This is a genomic window from Glycomyces sp. L485 (genome assembly GCF_022548875.1).
Lineage (GTDB): Bacteria > Actinomycetota > Actinomycetes > Mycobacteriales > Micromonosporaceae > Glycomyces.
On sequence record NZ_JAKZEW010000007.1, the window covers coordinates 13,378 to 31,307 of the forward strand.

The 17,930-nt window shown below is 69.0% G+C and carries 15 protein-coding genes; 8 read left to right on the forward strand and 7 right to left on the reverse strand.

Going from position 1 to position 17,930, the window contains the following annotated elements:
* Window positions 1-90: 90 nt before the first annotated feature.
* The 5 genes from L0U85_RS06005 to L0U85_RS06025 all read left to right on the forward strand — a co-directional run bounded on the left by L0U85_RS06005 (window position 91) and on the right by L0U85_RS06025 (window position 4,930).
* A complete protein-coding gene (locus L0U85_RS06005; RefSeq protein WP_241376850.1) occupies window positions 91-432 on the forward strand; it encodes a hypothetical protein in 342 nt (113 codons plus the stop codon).
* 74 nt (window positions 433-506) lie between these two features.
* Complete coding sequence (locus tag L0U85_RS06010; protein ID WP_241376851.1) at window positions 507-1,283, forward strand: fumarylacetoacetate hydrolase family protein; 777 nt, start codon at window positions 507-509, stop codon at window positions 1,281-1,283.
* Window positions 1,276-2,742 (forward strand): glutamate--tRNA ligase, encoded by a 1,467-nt coding sequence (gene gltX / locus L0U85_RS06015; RefSeq protein WP_241376852.1) that lies wholly within the window; start codon window positions 1,276-1,278, stop codon window positions 2,740-2,742. Before L0U85_RS06010 ends, gltX begins: the two co-directional genes overlap by 8 nt.
* 489 nt (window positions 2,743-3,231) lie before the next feature.
* A complete protein-coding gene (locus L0U85_RS06020) occupies window positions 3,232-3,945 on the forward strand; it encodes a hypothetical protein (RefSeq protein WP_241376853.1) in 714 nt (237 codons plus the stop codon).
* 91 nt (window positions 3,946-4,036) lie between these two features.
* The gene (locus tag L0U85_RS06025) at window positions 4,037-4,930 is read left to right on the forward strand and encodes a hypothetical protein (protein WP_241376854.1); all 894 of its coding nucleotides are present in this window, start codon (window positions 4,037-4,039) and stop codon (window positions 4,928-4,930) included.
* A 3-nt stretch (window positions 4,931-4,933) separates the two neighbouring features.
* On the opposite strand, the gene L0U85_RS06030 is transcribed toward L0U85_RS06025, so the two are convergent.
* The 5 genes from L0U85_RS06030 to L0U85_RS06050 are packed head-to-tail and all read right to left on the reverse strand — an operon-like array spanning window position 4,934 to window position 11,895.
* The gene (locus tag L0U85_RS06030) at window positions 4,934-5,851 is read right to left on the reverse strand and encodes a hypothetical protein (protein WP_241376855.1); all 918 of its coding nucleotides are present in this window, start codon (window positions 5,849-5,851) and stop codon (window positions 4,934-4,936) included.
* On the reverse strand, window positions 5,848-8,280 hold the full coding sequence (locus tag L0U85_RS06035) for an SMC family ATPase (RefSeq protein WP_241376856.1): 2,433 nt from the start codon (window positions 8,278-8,280) through the stop codon (window positions 5,848-5,850). The genes L0U85_RS06030 and L0U85_RS06035 overlap by 4 nt, the downstream gene beginning before the upstream one ends.
* A gap of 1 nt (window position 8,281) precedes the next feature.
* Window positions 8,282-9,439 (reverse strand): exonuclease SbcCD subunit D, encoded by a 1,158-nt coding sequence (locus L0U85_RS06040; RefSeq protein ID WP_241376857.1) that lies wholly within the window; start codon window positions 9,437-9,439, stop codon window positions 8,282-8,284.
* Window positions 9,440-9,448: 9 nt separating this feature from the next.
* Window positions 9,449-11,158: an ATP-binding protein gene (locus L0U85_RS06045; RefSeq protein ID WP_241376858.1), complete on the reverse strand. Its 1,710-nt coding sequence runs from the start codon at window positions 11,156-11,158 to the stop codon at window positions 9,449-9,451.
* A gap of 5 nt (window positions 11,159-11,163) precedes the next feature.
* Complete coding sequence (locus tag L0U85_RS06050) at window positions 11,164-11,895, reverse strand: pyrimidine reductase family protein (protein WP_241376859.1); 732 nt, start codon at window positions 11,893-11,895, stop codon at window positions 11,164-11,166.
* 66 nt (window positions 11,896-11,961) lie between these two features.
* Between L0U85_RS06050 and L0U85_RS06055 the strand changes: the two genes are divergently transcribed.
* Both L0U85_RS06055 and L0U85_RS06060 read left to right on the forward strand, forming a co-directional pair.
* On the forward strand, window positions 11,962-12,210 hold the full coding sequence (locus L0U85_RS06055; RefSeq protein ID WP_241376860.1) for a hypothetical protein: 249 nt from the start codon (window positions 11,962-11,964) through the stop codon (window positions 12,208-12,210).
* Window positions 12,207-12,677, forward strand: coding sequence for a PIN domain-containing protein (locus L0U85_RS06060; RefSeq protein ID WP_241376861.1), 471 nt, complete (start codon window positions 12,207-12,209; stop codon window positions 12,675-12,677). The genes L0U85_RS06055 and L0U85_RS06060 overlap by 4 nt, the downstream gene beginning before the upstream one ends.
* Here L0U85_RS06060 and L0U85_RS06065 read toward each other — a convergent pair.
* Window positions 12,650-13,957 (reverse strand): D-arabinono-1,4-lactone oxidase, encoded by a 1,308-nt coding sequence (locus L0U85_RS06065; protein ID WP_241376862.1) that lies wholly within the window; start codon window positions 13,955-13,957, stop codon window positions 12,650-12,652. The two genes, L0U85_RS06060 and L0U85_RS06065, sit on opposite strands and share 28 nt — an antisense overlap.
* A gap of 76 nt (window positions 13,958-14,033) precedes the next feature.
* On the opposite strand from L0U85_RS06065, the gene L0U85_RS06070 reads away from it, so the two are divergent.
* A complete protein-coding gene (locus tag L0U85_RS06070; protein WP_241376863.1) occupies window positions 14,034-15,257 on the forward strand; it encodes an amino acid deaminase/aldolase in 1,224 nt (407 codons plus the stop codon).
* 25 nt (window positions 15,258-15,282) lie between these two features.
* Here L0U85_RS06070 and L0U85_RS06075 read toward each other — a convergent pair whose 3' ends face one another.
* Window positions 15,283-17,826: a transglycosylase domain-containing protein gene (locus L0U85_RS06075; protein ID WP_241376864.1), complete on the reverse strand. Its 2,544-nt coding sequence runs from the start codon at window positions 17,824-17,826 to the stop codon at window positions 15,283-15,285.
* Between the last annotated feature and the right edge of the window lie 104 nt (window positions 17,827-17,930).

Here is a 17,930-nt window from a genome sequence, read left to right on the forward strand (position 1 = left end):
GTGATCGGACGCGGCAGCGGATTCGACTCGGCGCGTCCGTCGCCAGTATGCGAACGCCCGGGCTGGTCTCGGCGTACTAGAGTTGAGGGCGTGACTTCCTACAAGACCGATCGTGCCCGCGCTGCGGCCTACGCCGCCGATTCGGCGGTGTACTCGCGGCGTCGATTCGGCTCGGGCCTGCTCATCGGCCTCGTGATCCACCTGCTCTTCGCATTCGTGCTCGGGTTCGTGCTGGTCGACAACGTCGGCACCTCCATCGCCGTGCGGCTCGGCGCCACGGCGATCTCCTGTCTCATCGCCACCCCGCTCGTGTTCGCGCTCGGCTTCGCGATCGGCCTTTCGGGGAAGCTCCGCCGGCTCGGCATGGGCATCGTGGTCGGCGCGATCATCGGCACCGTGATCGTTGTGGTCCCGTTCCTGCTGATCGGATAGTGAGTTCACCTCTGCCGCGCTGCGAACTAAGCTGAGGCCGAAAGCTTCGAATCAGTCTTAGAGAGGGGCGCAGAGTGCGCATCGCACGGATCGCTCACCCCACCGGCATGTCGTTCGCGATACTCGAAGGGGAGGGCTCCGGCGCGACCGCGTCGGAGATCGACGGCCACCCGTTCGCGCAACTCAAGATGACCGGCCAGCGGTGGGCGCTGGAGGACGTGCGCCTGCTCGCCCCCATCCTGCCGTCCAAGGTGGTGTGCGTGGGCCGCAACTACGCCGAGCACGCCGCCGAGCTCGGCCACGAGGTCCCGGCCGAGCCGCTCATCTTCATCAAGCCGTCCACCTCGGTCATCGGTCCCGGCGAGGCCATCCGGCTCCCGGCCGTGTCCGACCAGGTCGAGCACGAGGCCGAACTGGCGGTCGTCATCGGCCTGCCCGGCGCCCGCGGCGCCGACAAGGAGTCCGCAGCAGCCTCCATCTTCGGCTACACCTGCGCCAACGACGTCACCGCCCGCGACCTCCAGCGCAAGGACGTCCAGTTCACACGTGCGAAGGGCTTCGACTCGTTCTGCCCGATCGGGCCCTGGATCGAGACCGACGCCGACGTCGCCGCCACCGACATCCGCTGCGAGGTCGGCGACGAGGTTCGCCAGCTCGGTTCGACCAAGGACATGGTGTTCGACCCGGCGACACTCGTGTCCTACATATCGCAGGTGATGACGCTGCTTCCCGGCGACGTGGTCCTCACCGGCACCCCGGCGGGCGTCGGCCCGCTCCAAGGCGGCGACACCGTCTCCGTATCCATCGCCGGTCTCGGCACGCTGACGAACAAGGTGGTCACCAGTGAGTAACGTCCGCACCCGCTTCTGCCCCAGCCCCACCGGTCTGCCGCACGTCGGCCTGGTGCGCACCTGCCTGTTCTCGTGGGGCTACGCCCGCGCCAAGGGCGGCGAGTTCGTCTTCCGCATCGAGGACACCGACGCCGCGCGCGACACCGAGGAGTCCTACGAGCAGCTCGTCGAGGCGCTCTCGTGGCTGGGAATGACCTGGGACGAGGGCCCCGACATCGGGGGGCCGCACGCGCCCTACCGGCAGTCGCAGCGCTCGGACGTCTACGCCGACGTCGTCAAGCGACTGGTCGAGGGCGGCTACGCCTACGAGGCGTTCTCCACGAACGAGGAGGTCGAGGCCCGCCACCGCGCCGCCGGGCGCGACCCCAAGCTCGGTTACGACAACTTCGACCGGACCCTGACCGAGGAGCAGAAGCAGGCCTTCCGCGCCGAGGGCCGCAAGCCCGTGTACCGGATGCGCATGCCCGATGAGGACATCACGTTCGTCGACGCCGTCCGCGGCGAGGTCACCACGCCCGCCGGAACGGTGCCCGACTATGTGATCGCCCGCGCCGACGGCTCACCCCTGTACACGCTGACGAACCCGGTCGACGACGCGCTCATGAAGGTCAACATGGTCACCCGCGGCGAGGACCTGATGTCCTCGACGCCGCGCCAGATCGTCATGTGGCGGGCGCTCGTCGAGCTCGGCTTGGCCGAGGGCGTGCCCGAGTACGCGCACCTGCCGCTCATCGTCGACGAGCGTGGCAAGAAGATGTCCAAACGCGACCCGCGCTCGAACCTGCTGCAGTACAAGCTGGAGGGCTACCTGCCCGAGGGCGTGCTCAACTACGTGGCGACGCTCGGCTGGTCGATCTCGGGCGACCGGGACGTGTTCACCGTCGCCGAGTTCCTCGACGCCTTCGACCTGCACGACGTCAAGTCCAACCCGGCCCGCTTCGACGAGAAGAAGTTCGACGCGATCTGCTCGGCGCACTTCCGCATGTCCGACCCCGGTGAACTGACCGCGATGCTCGTCCCCGAGCTCCAGAAGCGCGATCTGCTCCCCGAGCAGCCGAGTGCTGAGCAGCGCCACATTCTCGACGTCGCCGTCCCGCTCGTCCAGGAGCGCTGCTCGACGCTGAGCCAGGCCACCGAGATGCTGCGGTTCCTCTTCTGCGGAACGGAGGTCGAGATCGACGAGGCCAGCGCGAAGAAGACCTTCAAGGACGACGCCGCCGACGTCCTCGACGCCTCGATCGCCGCGCTCGAAGGCGTCGAGTGGACCGTCGAGTCGATCGAGGAAGCGCTGAAGACCGCGCTCGTCGACGGCATGGGCCTGAAGCCGCGCAAGGCCTTCGGGCCGGTGCGCGTGGCGATCAGCGGCAAGACCGTGTCGCCGCCGCTGTACGAGTCGATGGAGCTTCTGGGCGAGGCAGTGAGCCTCGCCAGGCTCCGGGCCGCCCGAGCGAGCCTCTGACGCCAACGCCGAGAACCGGTCTCGCCTCGAGGGGCGGGGCCGGTTCCGCATTTCCGAGACCGCACTGTCGTGTTGGCGCCTCGCCGATCGGCTCGGCGGCCCCGAGGCATACGCGGGAGGGCGGTCGCATACCGCTACCCACTGTGCCCGCTACCGAAGACTCCACGGCTGAGCGCCGACGCAATGGGGAACCGGCCACGCAGAAGCCGACTCGTCGAAGACGTGAACTCCGGGCGGATTGCCGAAGGCTGTGAGAATGGCCTCTGTAGACGTTGGGCGAGGAAGATCTGGCGGAAATCGGCGAGTCAATGGCCCGAACGGCCGAGGCTGATCTCCTGTGCCGGGGCGCGCGCGGCACAGATCGCTCGATACCACGACTATCGGGCGAATAGGGCGAGGAATAGTATCGCTCCCAGACACGACTGTGCCGTAATGGTGTGATTACTCGCAGGTACGGAGTCGTTTCGGGTAGAACTTAGCCTTGCGCGGGTGCTTATCCCCAAGAAGCTGACCCAAGCGAAGCACGCGGCCGACAAGGCGCCCCTCCCCGGGCTCTCCCGCCTCGTCAAGAACCGTGTGTTCGCAGCCGTAGCCGCAATCCTCGTCGCCGTCAGCTCGGCGGCCACAGCAGGCGCCGCGATCACGCAGACCGACGACCACCCGACCGCCGAGGAGCAGCTGGCCTCTCAGATCGTCACGGAGGCGGTCGAGGCCGATTACCAGTGGCGGGACGTCTCGACCATGGAGACCATCCTCCCGGTCAAGGTCCAGGGCACCAAGGACATCGAGAAATCCGATGCCACCGAGATCCCCGAGCCGGAACACGAGGAGCCGGCCGAAGAGGAGACCGTTTCTGAGTCGTCGGGCTCGTCGGTGGACATCGCCGCCGACTGCTCCGCGTTCTCCGGCAACAAGGCCATCGGCTGCACCATGACCCTGGACGCCGGCTGGGACCTCGAACAGTTCGGCTGCCTCGAATCCCTGTGGGACCGCGAGTCCGGCTGGAACGAGACCGCCTACAACGCCGGCTCGGGCGCCTACGGCATCCCGCAGTCGCTGCCGGGCGACAAGATGGCCTCGCACGGCGACGACTGGGAGACCAACCCGGCCACCCAGATCGCCTGGGGCCTCGACTACATCGAGGGCCGCTACGGTACCCCGTGCGGCGCCTGGGGCCACTCGGAGTCCAACGGCTGGTACTAGATCGTCCTGTCGCCTATCGGACAATCGCGAACCGTCCGGGGGATTCGGTCGTTACTCACTCGAACGAGTAATCCGATTCCCCGGAGGTGTCATGGCGGAAGACTGGCATGAGAACATCGTCAACCTCTTCCAGGAACGACCGCACTTCACAGTCGAACTCCTGAAGGCGGCAGACGAAGGATGCTACGGCGATATCGCCGTCACGAGTGCTGAGCGCAGTACCAACGCGGTCGGCTCCAAGGCCACGACCGAACGCCGAGCCGACGCGGTCACGGCGCTGACGCTGGACTTCGGTGAAGTCAAGAAGTTGGTGGTCATCACCGAGATCCAGAGCCAGTGGAGCGATGACAAGCAACGGCGCCTGCTGGGATATGTGGCCCGATCCTTCGAAGACCACGAGTGCGAGGTCGAACTGCTGATGATCTGCCGCACTGACAGCCTGGCCAGGAAGTTCCGGGAGGGCATCCGGGTCAACCGGCGCTGGCTGCTGGCCCCGCTCACCATCGGCCCGGCTGACATGCCTCCGTATACCGACCCGGATCATCCGGAGGCGACCGTCGAAGGCGCGGTGCTTCGCCTGATGCTCAACCGGAACCTGGAAGATCCCGAACCCGCGATCAGGACCGTGGACCGATTCCTCGGTAGCATGGAGTCCGGGACCGCGACCGACTACGCCGACATGCTGTTGAACTGCCTCGACGACAAGGCGCGAGAGATCCTGGAGGAGCTCATGAAGACCGAGTCTCGCCCGTACCACAGCGAGTGGAGCGACAAGCTTCGCCGAGAGGGAGCAGAGGAAGGCCGAGAGGAAGGCCGTGTCGAGATGTCCCGTAGGCACCTGATCAAGCTCTGCACCGGGAGGTCCATCGCTCTGAGCGATGTGGAGCGCGACCGGATCGAGCAGTGCGGCGACGTCGATCAGCTCGACCGGTGGTTCGATCGTGCGTTGACGGCAGGGAGCGCGGATGAGGTCTTCGGGGCCTGAGCCTCAGCGGTTCGCGTAGGCGGTGCGGACCGAGCGCAGCAGAAGCCTCGAGTCTCCGAGCTTGCGTTTGAGGCGGCGCTCAAGGCCCGCGATCGGGGTGAGGTTCTGCGGGGCACGGGGGTCCTTGTGCGCGGCCGATCCCAACGGCGGCAGGGCCGCCGCCGTAGCGTCGGCCAGCGCGATCGCGGCCTCCTCGCTGAGCGCGTCGGCGGCCTCGATCCGTGCCACGCCTGCCCAGCCGCGCGAGCCCGCCCCGGGCAGCCGCAGGTACCACGAGTAGCGCGGCCACGTCGTCATCAGGTGGAACACGGGGGTGCGCTGGCCGGGCCGCAACCGCTCGACCACGCCGTTCAGCGGCGCTTGCAGGTAGGAGCGGTGGTGGCTCTTGATGTAGCCCACGGCGTTCGGAAGCCTGGTGCGCCCGCGCAGGGTCCCGTCGAGGACCGACAGCTCGGCGTGCGTCGCCACCTTCGCGGCGACCTTCGCCTCCAGGGCTGCCATGGCGGCCTGGCTCGCGGCGATGAGCTCGGCCGATTCGGCCGCGTCGGTCTTGCGGTAGGGGTAGTGGTCGAGTTCGGCGCCAGGGTCGAGTGGCGCGAACAGGCCGCGCTCGACGGCCGTCTCGGTGACCGCGGACGCCCCGCCGTCGAGGTCGCAGGCGACGGCACCTGCGGCCCAGGAGACGCACATGCCCGGCCAGCGGCCGGTCTCGTCACTGAGTTCGACGCGGGCGTCGATGCGGCGGACGCCGTCGACGACGAGCAGCCGCCGCGGTCCCGGGCCCGGAGCGTCGACCGGCGCCCACTGCTTCGCGGGCGTCTCGATCTCGGTGTCCACGGTGGCCGAGTCGGAACGGGAGGGTGATTCGGCGTTGTCGGCGAAGGACGGGTCCCAGGCGTCGACGGTGATCTGCACGGTCACTCCAGAGTCTTCTCGACGTGGGATCCTTTGGAGTCCTTCGTGATACGGAAGCGCACCGGCACCCGCTCGGCCAGGTCGACCACGTGGGTGACCAGGCCGACGGTGCGTTCGGAGGAGGCCGTGAGCGCTTCGAGGGTCGTGGCGACCGCGTCGAGCGTCTCGGGGTCGAGCGTGCCGAAGCCCTCGTCGAGGATGATCGACTCCAGGCAGGCGCCGTCCCGCGAGAGGCTCGCCAATTGGTCGCTCAGCGCCAAGGCGAGCGACAGCGACGCCGCGAACGTCTCGCCGCCGGACAGGCCCCGCGCCGGGCGGGCCATGTCGGCGTCGTGGTGGTCGACCACCCAGAAGTCCTGGTCGCGGTAGATCAGGTCGTACTGCCCGCCGGTGATCCGGTTGAGCATCACGGTCGCCCCGGCGACGAGCTCGTCGAGCGCCTCGCTCAGCAGCCACTCCATGAACCGGCGCGCCTCCAGGTGCTTGGCCAGCTCCTTGGCGACCTCGGCCTCGTGCGCGAACTTGCGGGCCTCGGATTCGAGTTCGACGCGCCGGTTGCGGGCGTCGACCAGGTTCGCCGAGGTCGCGCGCGCCGCTTCGACGGCGGCGGCGTGCGCGGCGACGTAGTCGCCGCCGGTGCCGGTCAGGGGGACTGCGACGTCGAACTCGGCCATTGCGGCGAGCAGCTCGGCGCGCAGCGTCGCGGCGCGCCCGTCGAGCCCTTTCAGCTCCTCGCGGGCGGCTTCGCGTTCGGCCGTGGCCCTTTCGAGCGCGGTGGCGGCCCATTCGACGAGGCTCTGCCAGCTGGCGGCCAGGTCGCTGCCGACCGGGGGAGGTCCGAGGACGGCCACCTGGTCGCGCGCGTGCCCGAATTCCCGCCAGGCGCGCTGCTGCTGCTCCTCTGCCGCGGTGCGGCGCTTCTCGGCCTCGCGCAGCGCCCTCCGGGCTGCTTTGAGCGCCGCGGCGGTGCCGCTGAGCTGCCGCCCGGCTTCAGCGGCGGCCTCGCGCCGGGCGTGGAGCTCGTGGGCCTCGGGGACGCCATCGAGCTTCTTGAGCAGGCGGCGTCGCTTGAGCTGGAGGTCGGTGAGGCGCTCCTCGTAGCTGTCGAGCTTCGCCTGGAGGTTCGCGACGGCGCCTTGCGCGTCCTTGTACTCGGCCGTCGCCGTCTGTGAAAGCTGCTGCGCCTGTTCAAGAGCGGCGGACAGGTCGCGCTCGGGGACGGCCTCGACCGGGCGGTCGCAGACCGGGCAGTCATCGCCGGTGCTCAACTCGGTGCGGAGCGTCCCGGCCAGGTCCGCCATCCTTGCCTTGTGGACGGCCGCGTGCTGGATCTCGACCTCTTCGGCCGCCGCGCCTTCGAGTTCCTTCGCCTCTTCGTACTGGTGCTGCAGCTCATCGGTCAGGTCTCGGCCGGTCTTCAGGCTCGCGTCGGTCTCGCCGAGATCCTCCCACGCCTTGAGCTGTCGTTCGATGAGTGCCAGGTCGAGCCCGTCGAGCTCGGCGCGGAGCCGCTCGTCCTCGGCCTCGGTCGCCTCCACCTCGGCGGACTTCTCGGCGACGCGGGCATTCGCGTCGGCGACCCGCGCGGCGACGTCGTCGACGCCGCCGGGCCGCTTGATGTACGTCAGGGACGCCAGGTCGGTCTCGGCGTCGTCGAGGCCCCTGCGGGCGGTCTCCACCGCCGCGTTGAGACCGTCGAGGACCCCGGCCTTGTCCCGCACCGGCTCGGTCAGCTTCTCCAGGCGCTCGACCCGCAGTGCCGCCGCCGAAAGATCCTCATCGGATACCGCAGGGACCTTCGCGAGCTGCGCTTCGAGCGTCTTCTGCGCAGTCGAGGCCGTGTCGCGCTTGGCGCCGGCGAGCTGCTGCACGCGCCGGTAGGCGCTGTGCCCGAGCAGGTTCTCCAGGATCTTGCGGCGGTCGGCGGCGGTGGCGTGGAGGAACTCGGCGAACTCGCCCTGGGGGAGCAGCACGCATTTCGTGAACTGGTCGAACGGCAGACCGATGATCCGCTCGGCGGCGACGCTCACCGTCGACGGGCTGCCCGCGAGCGGTCGGCCCAGGCCCTCGACGAGCTCGTCGTCGTCGGCCGGGTCCACGCCCTCGGGGAGCTGCTCCAGGGCGGCCATCGCGGTCTTGACGTTGCCGTTCTTGTCGCGCCGCAGGATCCGCGTCGCGACGTAGTGCGTCCCGGCGGCGGCGAACACGAGCCGCACCCGGCCCTCCACAGCCGAGGGCGCGATCGCGTTCTGCGTCGTGTTGTTGCGCCAGCGCGGCGTGCGCCCGTACAGCGCGAAGCACATCGCGTCGAGCACCGTTGACTTCCCCGCGCCGGTAGGGCCGGTGAGTGCGAAGAAGTCGACGTCGGTGAAGTCGAGCGTGGAGGCCTCGGCGTAGGAGCCGAAGCCGTGCATGTCGAGCCGTATGGGCCGCATATCAGGTCTCCTCTGCCGCGACGGTCTGGGTCTGTTCGTACAGCTCGGCGAACAGCTTCGCCACGGCCGGGTCGTCGTGCCCGGTCTCGGCGAGGTAGGCGTCGAACAGCTCGCCGGGGCTGCGCCCGGAGCGCCGCTGCCGGGGCGCGGCGGCGTCGAGGCGCATGCCGGGGTCGATGTGGATCTGGACGGCCCGCGGGAACAGGTCGGCGACCTCGCCGCGCAGCCCGGCTCGGGCCGGTTCGTTCACGAACACCCGCAGCCACGCCCTCTGGTCCACTTCGGCCTGCCGGAGCTCGTCGAGCGTGCCGCGCAGCGTCTGGAGCGGCACCGCCTCGGTCAGCGGCACCAGCCGCACGCGGGCCGGGGTGTCGGCGGTGACGTCGACGAGGGTGACGCTCGGCGTGTGGTCCTCCTCGCCGAAGTCGACCGCGAGCGGCCCGCCGGAGTATCGGATGGGGCAGGGGCCCTCGATCTTCTGGGACTTGTGCAGGTGCCCGAGGGCGACGTAGTTCGTCGACGAGGGGAAGACCGCCGCCGGGACGGCGTAGTCCGCCACGGTGTGGACCTCTCGCTCGCCGCCGCCGACCTTGCCGCCGACGACGGTGAGGTGCCCGCAGATGAGGTCCACCTCGTCCGCGCTGAAGCTCTGCGACAACGCGGCGATCATGCGCCGCAGGTGGTCGGCGTAGGCCGACTCGGTGTCGGCGGCGCTCAGCTCGAACAGCTCGGCGGCGCGGACCGCGTAGCGCTGCGAGACGAACGGCAGCGCGGCCATCCGCCACCGCTCCCCGACGGAGGTCTCGCCGGTGATGAGGTGGTCGGCGGACTTGCCGATGCGGCCTCGCAGGTGGATGCCGGCCTCGTGCGCCCAGCCGCGCAGCGCCTCCAGACCCGGTCCGTTGTCGTGGTTGCCGGCGATCGCGACGACTTCGGCGCCGGTGCCTCGCAGCGCCGACAACGTCCCGGTCAGGACCTTCTGCGCCGCGCTCGACGGCGCGGCGGTGTCGTACAGGTCCCCGGCGACGATCACCAGGTCCGGCCGCTCCTCGCGTGCTATGTCGACGATCTGGCCGAACACGGCGCGCTGCTCGTCGAGCCGCGAGCGGCCCTTGAGGGCGACGCCGACGTGCCAGTCGGAGGTGTGCAGGATTCGCAAGGCGGTCTCCTAGAACGGGATGTCGTCATCGTCGTCGGCCAGCTCGAACGGGTCGACTTTCGCCGTCACCGACCGCGCCGACGTCGACGGGGCGGAACCGGCCTCGGCGGGCCTGGTGGCCCACGCCGGGAACGGGAAGTTCACCACGAGTGGCACCGGCAGTTCGGGCTGGCCGACGAACATGGTGCCGGGCTTGGCCATGAGCACCCTCTGGCGCTGGGCCTGGGTGAGGAAGCCGTATTCGGGCCGGGTGGCCTCGGCGGAGTCGAGACGGCCGACGACGCGCACGGCCGAGTTCGAGGCGATGCGCCGCTCGACCTCGCTGGCGGTCTGCTGGGCGCCGATGAGGATGACGCCCATGGAGCGTCCCCGCTCGGCGATGTCGAGCAGGATGTCCTTGATGGGGCTGGTGCCTTCTCTCGGCGCGTACTTGTTGAGCTCGTCGAGGACGACGAACTGGAGCGGCCGGGCCGTCCCGGCCTTCTCCTTGCGTTCGAACTCGCCGCGCAGGACCACGCCGACGACGAAGCGCTGCGCCCGGTCGGGCAGGTTGTGCAGGTCGACGACGGTCACCTGCGCCTGCGAGGACACGACTTTCCCCTTCGGCGGCAGGTCGCCGCGGATGAGGCGGCCGATGTCGCGCCCGGAGGCGATGAGGCGGCGGATGAACGCGTTGACCGTGCCGAGGCCGATCGCCGAGCCGGCCCATTCGGTGCGGGTGACGTCGTCGGACAGACGCTCGCAGATGAGGTCGACGAGGTCCCGGTAGGTGGTGAGCAGCTGCCCGTCGACGGCGACCGCGCCGTTGTCCTTCGGTCGGGCCTCCTTGCGCAGCCGGGCGGCGACCTGGTGGACGACCATGGTGTACTGCTGGCGGTCGTCGTCGGCGTCGGCGAACACGAACGGCAGCAGGCCGTCACGGCAGAACTCGGCGAGCGTCCAGTAGAACGCGTCGACGCCCGTGGAGCGGCAGGCGACGTCGGGGACGCCGTTGTTGTCGCCCTCCCTCGGCGGGGCGAGCACCTCCACGGACTTGAACGCGCCGGGCGCCATGCCGAGGCGCCGGTACGATTCGCGGATCTCGTCGTCGATCTTGGTGTTGTCGTGGTCCAGGAGCAGCAGGTCCTCGCCCTTGACGTTGAAGATCAGCGCCTTCGTGTTCGCCGCCTCGGCGCCGATCGCCCCGGAGTGCAGGAGCGAGTACAGCAGCCACGTCGCGAACGAGGTCTTCGTGGCGACACCGGAGATGCCGGAGATGGAGACGTGCGCGCCGCGGGTGCCGTCGAGGAAGTCGGCGTTGAGGAACACCGGTTGGCCGTCGCGGGAGAACCCGAGGGGCACTTGGCGTTCCATGCCGTCGAAGTACAGCGCGCGGTCTCTTTCGGCGCCGGTGGCGCGCTCGACCGCGGCGCCGGGCGTCGGCGGCACGAACACCTCGGGCTCGACGCGCGTCACGGTGACCTCGGCGGCCTCCTGCACCTGCGCCGGCAGCAGGCCGCCGGCGATGTCGAACACGTCCGAGTCGAACTGGGCGCCTTCGTGGCGAGAGCGGACGGCGGTGACCACGCCGGAGACGCGGACGGTGCCGACGCCGGGCACCTCCCGCTCGGTGGTGAGCACGTCGTCGAGCTGCGCGTACGCGTCCGGGCCGACGCCGACCCAGAACGAGAGTGGCGTGGCGTCCTCGGTGCCGAGCACCCTACCCACCGAATCAGTCATGCGCTTCATCCTCGCAGGTACCGCAGCATCAGGTTGCCCCCGGCTTCGATGACGTGTCCCAGTCGCATCCGCCGGGCCGCCTCGGAGGTCGGGCCTTCGGCGGTGCGGATCGGTCCGCCGCCGACCAGCAGCGGCGCGACCGTCAGGTCGAACTCGTCGACCAGGTCGTCGGCGACCAGGCTGCCGAAGAGCGTCGGCCCGCCCTCGCACAGGATCTGCTTGAGGCCGCGCTCCCGCAGTGCCGTGACGGCAGCGCGGTAGTCGACGGCGCCGGTGCCGACCGCGATGACGTCGGCGACCTCCCGCAGGTCCGCCATCTGCTCGACTGCGGCGTCGGCCGTGCAGATCACGATCGGTCTGCGTTTGGCGCGCGTGAACAGCGGCGCGTTCGGATCGAGCCGGGCCGAGCGGGAGACGACTGCCATGACCGGGACGTCCGGCAGGCCCCGTTCGGCACGCCAGGCGACGCGTTCGGCGCTGAGCTCGAGCGGGCCGTAGCCCTCGGCGAGCACGGTGCCGGAACCGGCGAGCAGGACGTCGCAGCGGGTGCGCAGCACCTTGAAGACCCGCTTGTCGGCTTCACCCGAAAGGGGACCGGAAAGGCCGTCGAGCGTCGCCGCCCCGTCGGCGCTGGACACGAAGTTGACCCGCAGCCAGTCGGCCTCGACGGGCTCGTACATGCGGTGGAGTTCGGCGTCGCTCAGCTCGTCGAGCCTGCGGTACTGCACATCTGGCACGGCCACAACCTAACGCACCGGCCCGACAACCGCCGTACCGATGCCACCGATGGTACCATCGGTGGCATGAGCAGGAAGAAGAGCACCGTCTATCTCGATGAGGAGGCCGACCTGCGGCTCGAAGCCGTCGCCAGGCACATCGGCGCTTCGAAAGCCGAGGTCATTCGCCGCTTCATCGACGAGGGCCTCCTCCGAACCAAGGAAGAGGAGCCGTTGCCGCCGCTCCCGAAATACCGAAGCGACCGGCCCCTCTCCGTCGAGGAGATGGATGAGGCCATCTACCAGGGTATGAAGCGGCGCTCGCTGAAGCGATGATCATCGTCGCCGACACCTCGGCGGTGCTGGCGGCCTTCGATGAAGGCCAGCCGCAGCATGACGCCGCCGCGCACATCATGGAGACCGAGACGTTGCTTCTCTCTCCGCTCGTACTGACCGAATTGGACCACCTGGCCCGCCGCGAGAACGGGTTTCCGTTCGCCATCGAGGTCTCCGAGGCACTGCTCGCCCGCCTCGAACGAGGCATGTACCAGATCGCGGCCATCCGCTACGAAGATCTTGAGACGGCGCACCGGCTCCGGCTCGACTACGCCGGGTTGGAGCTCGATCTCGCAGACACCGTCGGCGTCGCGCTCGCCGGACGCTATGGGACCAACCGGATCTTCACGCTCGATCAGCGGGACTTTCGCGCCCTCAAGCCGCTCAGCGCCGGTTTCGATGCATTCGAGATCCTGCCCTTCGACTGGGACGCCGGCGATCACGCCCCCAGGACCCGGTCCAGATAGGCGTTCGCAAATCGCCGGTCGGGGTCGAGCTCGTCCCGGACGGCCAGGAAGTCCCCGAAGCGCTCGTAGCGTTCGGCGAGCCTCTCAGCGCCGAGCGCGTGCATCTTCCCCCAGTGCGGGCGGCCCCCGACCGCGTCGAAGATCTCGGAGGCGGCCTTGAAGTACGCCTCGTGGTCGTGCCGGTGGTACTGGTGGACCGCCACATACGCGGTCTTGCGGCGGTAGGCGGTCGAAAGCCACACGTCGTCGGCCGCCGCGAAGCGCACCTCGACGGGGAAGGAGACGTTCAGGCCGTCGTCCTCAACTCGGGCCTTGAGGTCCGTCAGCACCTTCGGGAGCGTCTCGCGGGGGATCGCGTACTCCATCTCCTTGAAGACGACCTTCCTCGGCGAGGTGAAGACCCGGTGGGAGACGTCGGCATAGTTGCGGGCGCCCCACACCCGGCCCGCCAGGCGGTTGAGCTTCGGAACGGCCTGCGGGAACCGCACGCCGACCCGGTTGCTGGCCTCCCACAAGACGTTCTCGGTGAAACCCTCGTTCCACCAGTAACTCAAGCGCGTCGGACGGCGCATCCTCTCGTCCATCGAATAGCGGTTGTTCTGCTTGGTCAGGGTCCGGTCGGTGTGCGGGAACCAGTAGAACTCGAAGTGGTCGTTCTCGGCCACCAGTTCCTCCAGGCCGCCCAGGACCGCGTCGAGTCGCATCGGCGCCTCCACCGCCTGGACCTGGAACGCCGGTACGCACTGAATCGTCACCTCGGTGATGATCCCGAGCGCGCCCAGGCCGATCCTGGCCGCCGCGAACAGCTCCGGCCTGCGCTCGGCCGAGCAGCGCACCGCGCTGCCGTCCGCGAGCACGAGCCGCAGCGACTGCACCTGCCATGCCAGGCCCCGGTAGCGGTCGCCGGTGCCGTGGGTGCCGGTGGAGATCGCGCCCGAGACCGTCTGGCGGTCGATGTCGCCCATGTTCTCCAGCGCCAGCCCGTGCGCGTCCAGGACCTGGTTGAGCCTCCACAGCGGCATCCCGGCCTCCACGGTGACCAGGTTCGTCCCGGTGTCGACGTGGACGATGTCGTCGAGGCCGCCCATGTCGAGCAGGACGCCCTCGGGCGCTGCGATGCCGCTGAAGGAGTGCCCGGCCCCGATGGCCTTGACTCGCAGGCCGTCACGGGCGGCCTCGCGCACCGCCTCGGCGATCTCGTCCACGCCGCCGGGCTGCACGGTCCGGACCGGTTCGGCGGTTTCGGTGCCGGACCAGTTCCGCCAGAGAGAGGTAGCCATAGGGGTCTCCGGTTCGTCTGCGCTCTACTTAACGGTAGCTTTTATCCAACCCGACGCTCAAGAGGAGTGAAAGCGCATGGGTCCTGCGACTGTACCGAGCCTCGGCTCCACCGAAAACCTCTATGCGGAACTCGACCACGCGACGGCGAACCTCCAGCCGCCCTTCGCCGTCGTCGAGCTCGGCGCCTTCGACACCAATGCGGCCATTCTGCGGCGCAACGCCATCGGCAAGCCGCTGCGGCTGGCGAGCAAGTCCCTGCGCTGCCGGGCGCTCATGCGCCGAGCCCTCGCGCAGCCCGGCTTCAGCGGCGTCCTCGCCTACACCCTGCCCGAGGCGCTGTGGCTCGCCGAGGAGTTCGACGACGTCGTGGTCGCCTACCCGACCGCGAACGCCGACGCGGTGCGGCAACTCGCCGAGAACGAGGACCTGGCCCGGCGGGTGACCCTCATGGTCGACTCGGTCGAACACCTCGACTTCCTCCGACAGGCCGTGCGGCCGAACCCCTCCCGGCCGCTGCGGCTGTGCCTGGAACTCGACGTGTCGCTCGAACTGCTCGGCGGTCGCATCCACATCGGAGCGTACCGGTCACCGGTCCACACGCCCGACCAGGCGCTGGCCATGGCCCACGAGATCGACAAGCGTCCGGGCGTCCACCTGGTGGGGATCATGGGCTACGAGGGCCAGATCGCCGGCGTCCAGGACGCCTTCAAGGCCGCCGCGCTCCGATACCCGCTGGTGCGGCTCATGCAGCGCGTCTCCAAAGCCGAGCTCGCCGAGCGCCGCGCCGAGGCCGTCGCGGCCGTCAGGAGCGCCGCCGACATCGAGTTCGTCAACGGCGGCGGCACCGGCTCGGTCTCCTCGACCGCCGCCGACCCCTCGGTCACCGAGATCGCCGCCGGCTCGGGCCTCTACTCCCCGGCGCTGTTCGACGGATACCGGTCCATCCGACCGCTCCCGGCCGCGTTCTTCGCCCTGCCGGTCGTCCGGAGGCCCCGTAAGGGCATCGTGACCGCCCTCGGCGGCGGCTGGGCCGCCTCGGGCGTGCCCGGATGGGACCGCCTGCCGAAACCGACGTTCCCCGAGGGACTGTCCTATGCGAAGACCGAAGGAGCCGGGGAGGTCCAGACCCCGCTGCGCGGCAAGGCGGCGAACGACCTCGCCCTCGGCTCGAGAGTGTGGATGCGCCACGCCAAGGCGGGCGAGCTCGCCGAACGGGTCAACACCATGCAGCTGATCGCCGGCGGCGAGATCGTCGACGAGGTCCCGACCTACCGAGGCGAAGGCTTCGCGTTCGCTTGAGGTCCTGTTCCCGCCCCGGCCGAATCTAGTCGTCGTCGTCGCGGTCTCGGCCGCCGCCGTTCTCGCACAGGCCGAACATCTCCGAGAACGGGTCGCACTCCTCGTCGTTGCCGTTCCTGCCCTCGTCCTTCTTCTCGCAACGGCCGTCGGTCGGGTTGGCGGCGCAATAGGGACTGTCGGCGTCGATCTTGCCTTCCTCGTTGAGGATGTCGTCGACGATCGGGCTGCCCACGTGCGGGGCGTCGGTCCAGCCTTCCGCCTCATAGCCCTTCGCCTCGATCGCACCGTTCATGAACTGATACCAGACCGGCTGGCTCAAGGTCGAACCGAACACCCCGTCGGTGCCGCCATCGGGGTTCAGCAGCGGCGCCGACTCGGCCGTCGCATTGCCGACCCACGCCGCGATGCTCAGCTGCGGAATCGCACCGACGTACCAAGTGTGGGCGTTCGCCTTCTCGTAGCCCTCCGCGGTGGCCTGCCACGTACCGGTCTTGCCGGTGAAGGGACGATCGAGAGTCCCGCCCTCACCCGAGATCTCCGAACCCACCCACTGGAGGTTCCGGGCGATGCTCACATCGAGCGCCTGCGTCTGCTCCAAGCCGCGCTCCGGCTCCACCAGTTCGCCGTCGCGGTCGTAGACCGCCTCGACGAAGTGGGTCTCGTTGTAGACGCCGTCGGCCGCGATCGTCGCGTACACGGTCGCCATGTTCATGACGCTGGTCGGATACTGCCCGAAGCTCAGGTGGTAGTAGAACGGCGAGTTCGGGGAGCTCAGATCCAGCTCGGTGCGCACCGGCGCGTCGTTGTCGTCGTACCCGTCGAGGGAGGCGAGCCGGTCGATGTTGCCGTTCGCGTCGGTCACGTACGTGCCGTCGTCGTTCTGGACCTCGCCGTGGCGCGAGTACGTGATGGTCCCGTCGGCGCCCCTGTAGAACCGGTAGGTGACGCCTTCGAGATTCAACGAGCGGACGCCCATGTCGATTGCCGTCTGCAAGATCGCCGTGGCCCCCCACTTCTCGGCGATCGCGTACATCGGGGAGTTCCGCGATTTGCGCACCGCCTCGGTCAGTGTCATGTCGACGTCCTCGGTGCGCCCCGCGTTCGAGATCGTGCCGTCGCCGATGCCGTCGAGCGACTCGAACTCGCGCGGCGACTTCGACCACCACCACGAGTCGATCGAGGCGTCGTTCTTGATCGCGGTGGCGGCGGTGATCATCTTGAACGTCGACGACGGAGGGTGAGGGCTCTCGATCCCCGCCTTGTCGATCCCGAGCCCGTTCTCGCCGCCGTAGTAGCCGAGCACCCGACCGGAGTCGGGCTCGACGGCGACGACCGCGCTGGCCATGGACGGGTGGTAGATCTCGTAGAGCGCGGCGTTCTCGTTGTCGTCCTCGAACTCGAAGAAGTCGTCCTCGTTCTTGTACTCGGCGGCGGCCGCGCGGTTCTCGACCGGGTTGCCCTCGTCGTCGACGAACTGGTCGTCCTTCTTCTCACGCTTGAGGTCGCCCCGGCTCGCGGTCTTCTCGGCCTCGTTCTGGACGGCCTGGTCGACGGTGAGCACCACCTTGTAGCCGCCGGTGCCCTCATCCTTGCCGTAGAAGTCGTTCCGGGTCAGGCCGTAGCGACTCTCCAACTCCTCCCAGACGTAGCCGTCGGTCGGGTTTGTGATGAAGCCGGTGGGGGTGTCGTGACCCCAGGAGCCGGGGTTCTCGATCTGCTCGTTGGTCTCTGGCATGCCGGCGTCGAGCTGCTCTTGGACCGCGGCCTTGTCCTCCTCTGAGAGGTCCTTCAAGGTGAGCAGGGTGTCCATGCCGTGCTTCCAGCGGTCGAACGGGGCAGTGTCGCCCTCCTCGACCAGTCGGGGGTCGAAGGAGCCGTCGCCGGCTTTGACCTGCATGACCAGCATCATCGCCTCGCCCCACGTCAGCTCTTCGAGGGGCTTGCTGAACCAGACCTCGGCGGCGGCCTCGATGCCGTAGGCGCCGCGGTTGTAGAAGTTCAGGTTCAGGTAGTGCAGGAGGATGTCCTCCTTGGAGTACTGCTGCTCCAGCTTCATGGCCATGACGGCCTCGCGGGCCTTGCGGCCGTATGAGATGTCGTCGCGGATCTCGGAGACCATGCCGGCGTACTGCTGGCTGATGGTCGAGGCGCCCTGGGTGTCGCCGCCGGTGACGTTGTTGACCAGCGCTCGCATCGTGCCCTTGTAGTCGACACCCTCGTGTTCGAAGTAGTTCTTGTCCTCCAGGGAAAGGAGCGACCATACGACGGTGTCGGGGAGCTCGTCGAAAGTGTCGACGAGTTTGCGGGTGTACTCGCCGTATCCGGCGACGGTGGTGGTGCCGTCGGCGTAGGTGAACGTGGTGGACTCGCCGAAGACGAGGTCCTCGGGCGGCGGGACGCTCTCGAAGAATGCCGCGCCGACGACGGTGCCCGAGCCGAGCATCATGAGGACGACGAGGATGAGCGCGGCGTACACGCGGCGGCGACGCGTCGACAAGCGCTTCTTCTTGGGTTTGGGTTCATCCGGAGTGCGGCCGCGCACCGCCGAGACGACTGAGGCGCGCCCCACATTGCCGCCGCTGTTCGCACCTCCGATATCGACGCGACTCCCATGCGGGGAAGGCTGTCCGAGGGAGGGTTGTCCGGCCGCGTGCGGGGAAGGCTGTCCGGCCG

What these genes read in the sequence shown, in the direction of transcription:
- L0U85_RS06025 (WP_241376854.1), top strand. Translation starts at nt 4,037, where the DNA reads ATGGCGGAAGACTGGCATGAGAACATCGTCAACCTCTTCCAGGAACGA.
- L0U85_RS06035 (WP_241376856.1), bottom strand. Translation starts at nt 8,280, where the DNA reads ATGCGGCCCATACGGCTCGACATGCACGGCTTCGGCTCCTACGCCGAG.
- L0U85_RS06045 (WP_241376858.1), bottom strand. Translation starts at nt 11,158, where the DNA reads ATGACTGATTCGGTGGGTAGGGTGCTCGGCACCGAGGACGCCACGCCA.
- L0U85_RS06055 (WP_241376860.1), top strand. Translation starts at nt 11,962, where the DNA reads ATGAGCAGGAAGAAGAGCACCGTCTATCTCGATGAGGAGGCCGACCTG.
- L0U85_RS06060 (WP_241376861.1), top strand. Translation starts at nt 12,207, where the DNA reads ATGATCATCGTCGCCGACACCTCGGCGGTGCTGGCGGCCTTCGATGAA.
- L0U85_RS06065 (WP_241376862.1), bottom strand. Translation starts at nt 13,957, where the DNA reads ATGGCTACCTCTCTCTGGCGGAACTGGTCCGGCACCGAAACCGCCGAA.
- L0U85_RS06070 (WP_241376863.1), top strand. Translation starts at nt 14,034, where the DNA reads ATGGGTCCTGCGACTGTACCGAGCCTCGGCTCCACCGAAAACCTCTAT.